At 52.8% G+C, this 4,413-nt stretch carries 4 protein-coding genes and 1 pseudogene; 3 read left to right on the top strand and 2 right to left on the bottom strand.

The genetic code is table 11. The annotated features are described in order from the left end of the window. Positions 1-1,050: 1,050 nt before the first annotated feature. Together KOR42_RS25750 and KOR42_RS25745 are read left to right on the top strand one after the other, a co-directional pair. Positions 1,051-1,677: a hypothetical protein gene (locus tag KOR42_RS25750; protein WP_146512670.1), complete on the top strand. Its 627-nt coding sequence runs from the start codon at positions 1,051-1,053 to the stop codon at positions 1,675-1,677. A 107-nt stretch (positions 1,678-1,784) separates the two neighbouring features. Next, a complete protein-coding gene (locus tag KOR42_RS25745; protein ID WP_197441617.1) occupies positions 1,785-2,867 on the top strand; it encodes a TlpA family protein disulfide reductase in 1,083 nt (360 codons plus the stop codon). Positions 2,868-2,954: 87 nt separating this feature from the next. Here the strand turns inward: KOR42_RS25745 and KOR42_RS25740 are convergent, their stop codons facing one another. After that, a complete protein-coding gene (locus KOR42_RS25740; protein ID WP_146512668.1) occupies positions 2,955-3,569 on the bottom strand; it encodes a hypothetical protein in 615 nt (204 codons plus the stop codon). Positions 3,570-3,701: 132 nt separating this feature from the next. Here KOR42_RS25740 and KOR42_RS25735 point away from each other — a divergent pair, with 132 nt between their 5' ends. Continuing rightward, positions 3,702-4,217 carry a hypothetical protein gene (locus tag KOR42_RS25735; RefSeq protein ID WP_146512667.1) on the top strand — a complete coding sequence of 172 codons (516 nt, stop codon included), beginning with the start codon at positions 3,702-3,704 and terminating at the stop codon, positions 4,215-4,217. Here KOR42_RS25735 and KOR42_RS25730 read toward each other — a convergent pair. Next, positions 4,214-4,413, bottom strand: a pseudogene (locus KOR42_RS25730) (hypothetical protein); the annotation flags it as partial. The gene KOR42_RS25735 and the pseudogene KOR42_RS25730 overlap by 4 nt on opposite strands.

The following is a 4,413-nucleotide window of genomic DNA, read 5'->3' as shown; positions in this document are numbered from 1 at the left end:
CAGCTTCTGCAACACCTCAGCCAGCGACTTTCCTGCCGCCAACATCGCTTGCCCCTCCTGCAACAGCTTCACAATCTGCTCAGGCTTACGTCGTCGTCGCTTCGTCATCAAAGTCTCCTCGAACCAAAATCGGTCGGTTGACTCTCATAACATCTGGATCAGAAAATGGGGAGCACGCCACGAGGACTGTCCCGACGCGGAAGAGTTTGGGTTCCACATTGGGCGCGTCGTTGCTTTCGCCGACTCAAAGATAGATTTTGTTTTCTTTGATTCGTCGGGGCGGTGGTTTGATTCGCCATATGTCATCCCTTACACTTCAATAACGCAAATCGTTGTGGATGATCCGTATGTCACGACGTTCTCGAAGTACGCTGGGCCATGCCCGGTCGAAACCGCAAATGGCGGGTAACCATCGCGTGCACGCGGAGGCCCGTTGGTTTGGTTTCACAAATGGAATGTAAACTCACGGGCCCCGGTGACGCGGGACGTTCGTCGGTATATGAAATTCCGCCAAGGAATCGCCGTGGGAACCGAATAACCAGAATCGACCAGACCAAATCAATGAAATGAAAGGTATCGACGATGAACGAAACTGTCCTTATCACGCTTATTGCGGCTCCACTTGTCGTTCTCGCGGTTACTCTTTATTGGGTAGACCGTATCCGCCGACGAGAGGCACTATATCGATGGTCTGCGCAACAAGGATACAAAGTCTTGTCGTTTCGCCGGCCGCTCGTGACGGAAGCAAGTGCGTTTCCGATGTCCGCCTCAAAATCGCAGCACGTATTCCACGTAGATGTCGAAACACCGAATGGTAAGCGTCGTTCGGGGTGGGTGCGCCTCGGCTCAGCGTGGTTGGGCCTCGCATCCAAGAAAGTCGACACGCGTTGGGAGGCGGAGGAGTAGTGCGGTTCTCACAACTCGCCCTCGGCTGAAGGAAACTGCCGACGAACAAGGCCATGCACCGGAGTGGCGGTGGCGAGCGTTTTTTGAAAACAAAGTTAACTTCCGCCACCCGGTGATGGCAGGCGTTATCCGACTGAAATATTAATGCGTACTCGCAACATTTCACTTCTCGGTCTGCTTGCGATCGTTACTTGCTTCGCGATTGGCATCTCTCACGTCATCACGTCTATCCGGCTCGCTCGCGCGAACGCCGAGCTTACCAGCTTGCGACAGCGTCTTGAACTTATCGACGTTGATGACACCGACCAAATTGCCGCACGACGTTTGCCAACGTCCGAGCAGTTCTTAAACCGATGGGTGGTTCGATTGCCAGATCCCAAGGAAAAGCGACTCTACGCAAACTGGGGAACCGCGCCCCTGACCGAACTTTGTAACCTAAACGCTGCCGGACTCCGCACGTTTGGTCTTGCGCCTAATCCCGACACGCACGAAACATTCGTCCAAATGCGGTTCGTGCTCAACCCAAATGACCCAAACTGGGGTTCCGTGGTAATCGAAATCGACGGAAAAATCTCGCACATCACGGTGAACCCCGAGATTGTCTCATTGCTGATGGGTGAGACCCCAGCAAAGACAATTTCAGTATCCGATTCGCCGACCATCCGCTCATCAACGTCGCCCCTTACGCTATACTCGGTCGAGTCAACTTCCGGGGACGGCGCTGCACTTTGCTTGTGGATTGACGGCGTTGAACCCCAAGACGGCGGATAACAATGCGATGCACGCGAAGTCCGGCTTGCGCGCGGTTTTTTATACTTGCAAGATTGTCGTCCGGACTCGGTGATCGCTGCCGTTATGCAAGAAATGTGAGAACCAACATGAAGCAGGCTCCTTACTTTGTTGTGGTGTTATTCACTGCTGCACTACCCGTTCTTGCTCGACAGCCTGAGGGCAAGACGCCCTATCAACTCCTTCATGCCGACTGGAAACAGGAAATCCGCAAACTGGAAGAGGCTTCTCCAGCGTTGTCGGCGATCGAATTACGTCACAAAAGACACCAAATAAATACACAATTCACCCCACGCTTCGTAGCAATTGCTGAGGCCAATCTCGATGACGAAAATGTTTGGCTTTATTGTCTGCTTTGGGGATCGCGGTACGGTACTCCTGGTCAGTCGCTTGACAAACTGTTCGATCTCCTCGCGAACAACATTGACAAGGTTCGGTATCGTGCAGTCTTGTTGGTTGGAGCAATGGACGACATGCCTTCCACGAGTTCGGATCGCGTCGGTCCGACATTGGCGATGATTGCCAGCAAACACGCTTCAGAATATGTGCGAGGTAACGCTCTGTTTACCCTCGCATGCAGAACCAAACGGATTGCTGAGACACGCGGGGATCCGGTCGGCTGCTCTGAAGCAGAGAAGTTGCTTCAGCGAGTGACCTTGGAGTACCCCAAGATCAGAAACGGGAATGGCCTGCTTTCGGCCAGCGCGGCTCGCTTGGTCGAAGACTTACGTTCTCCTGTTGCGATCACCAAGATGGCACCGAATATTTCAGGGGTTACGATCTCTGGAGACCCGATCAGAATCAAAGATTACAAGGGGCGTGTGACCCTTCTCTCATTTTCTGCTCATTGGTGCGCACCGTGCGTTGCGATGCATAGCGTTCAAAAGAAATTGCAGGAAACGTTCCCCGCAGATCAACTCAGAATCATTGAAATCAATGCCGACGAAATCAATTCCCTCGAAGCTGTTCAAGAGAAGATGAAAGCCGACGGATTGAACTGGGTAGTCATTGTCGACGGTCAAGAACGAGCCATTACGAAGGCATGGCGTGTCGACGCCCATCCAACATATTGCGTTGTTGATCTAGATGGGCGAATCCGCTACCGGGGTGTCGGGGCGATCGGCGACCAGTTGGCAGACTGGGTTGAGGCGTTGGTCCGTGACGAAGAATAGATTGCATAACAATTGCGTGAACCCGAGTTGTGGTCGGGCCGGTTTCAGAATTCAGCGTCGCTCGCCACAACCGGGTTACGCAGGTCGTTACACCGACAAGGTTTCGCCCGTCTCTAGTTCCTTCCGCAATTCGCGAACCCAACGGTTTCGACCTTCGGTTCGCGTTTGCTCTCCTTGCCATTCTCCGGCGTATCGACCGATTTTGTCCCGCAACGACTCCAATCGCTGCTTTTCCCATTCGTCAAACGGTGTTTTCACCTTTTCGTTTTCCCAGTAATCGCTACCGCAATCGTGTTCGATCGACTGCTCCAACTGCTCAACCATGAATTTCGCCAACCCTTCATGTTCCGCTGTTGGCGGCGTGAACGCCTTGGCCTTTTCCAGCATCGCTTCATATCGCTGGCGTTGCTCGTTTCGCTCAGAAATATACGTTTCCGCTGTCGCCACTTTTTCGGCATGTTCCTGCTCGTGCATGGTTCGCCGCTGCTCGCTCGTCATCGACTCGAACTCGGCCAGCTCCTTTGTGGCTTGCTCAAGCTTGTCGCGGTAAAACGTTGATGGCTCGAACTCTGGTATCTCGGCGTCCAGCGGATCATCACGCATCATGATCGTCGCACCAAACGCTCGTGCGCAAAGAATCGCGTACTCGTTGAACTCTGTGATTTTTCCCGACTGCACGCCGTCTGTGTATCCTGTCGGCATTTCAAACTCCCCACCGATTGCGGTGTAACAACACAATGCAACAGAGCCGCGAATGCTGCGTTTTACAATGGACAATCAACCGTCGCGGCCTGCTGATTGTGGGCGTTACATGGCTAAACCAAAGGACTAGACTTGACGACGGAACTTGAGCTCAAGAAGAAGCCTCAATCGCCGGAATTCAATAATTCCGCTGGGCGTCTACTATCACTCCTGCGACTACTTGAATCCAAGGAGCACTATTTCAACACAGTCGTGCAACTGTACGGGCGGAAAAATGATGCGCCAAACGACATTAAGGGCCGTGCGTACATTGACTTTATGGGGATCGTCGGAAAGACCTTCGACGAGTTCATCGTCGAGATTGAGACATCACCAAAGATTCCAGATGGAACGCGTGCTGTTATCAAGGACGGAATTGCAAATCTGATTCACTGCGCATTTCCTTCGTCCCCAAACAATGCGCCACGTGCCTTACAAGAGGCCGAGGTTGCATTGCTTCGCATGGCTGGTTCCATGCTTGATGTGGAAGACGATCTGGAGCAATCCGATGCTGATGCAATCCGAGAATCAATGGACGAGCTTCGTAAGGAACTTGAAAACTCGGATTGCTGTGTTGAAAACAAATCACAGGTTTTGATCGTGGGCTAACGCCTCAGGGCGTAGGCGAGGACTTTGAGGGCGGCTTCGACGAACAGGGCTTTCTCGCTTCTGGCTGAGAGTGCGGCACCTGTGGTTCGCTTCAATCCGCTCATGAATGATTCCACAAGCCAGCGTCTGCCGTATCCTTTTGTTTCGAGTTCTGTCCTGGTCATCTGTGAGCGGTACTCGCCATTCAGCTTACCGT

Origin of the sequence: Thalassoglobus neptunius (genome assembly GCF_007859735.1) — a bacterium.
GTDB classification, from domain to species: Bacteria; Planctomycetota; Planctomycetia; order Planctomycetales; family Planctomycetaceae; genus Thalassoglobus; species Thalassoglobus neptunius.
The sequence above is the reverse complement of the archived record's forward strand: the minus strand, read 5'-3'. Positions and strand labels throughout refer to the sequence as shown.

Excerpts from the sequence above, each read along its gene's own strand:
- KOR42_RS25740 (WP_146512668.1), bottom strand. The coding sequence starts at position 3,569 with ATGCCGACAGGATACACAGACGGCGTGCAGTCGGGAAAAATCACAGAG.
- KOR42_RS25745 (WP_197441617.1), top strand. The coding sequence starts at position 1,785 with ATGAAGCAGGCTCCTTACTTTGTTGTGGTGTTATTCACTGCTGCACTA.
- KOR42_RS25750 (WP_146512670.1), top strand. The coding sequence starts at position 1,051 with ATGCGTACTCGCAACATTTCACTTCTCGGTCTGCTTGCGATCGTTACT.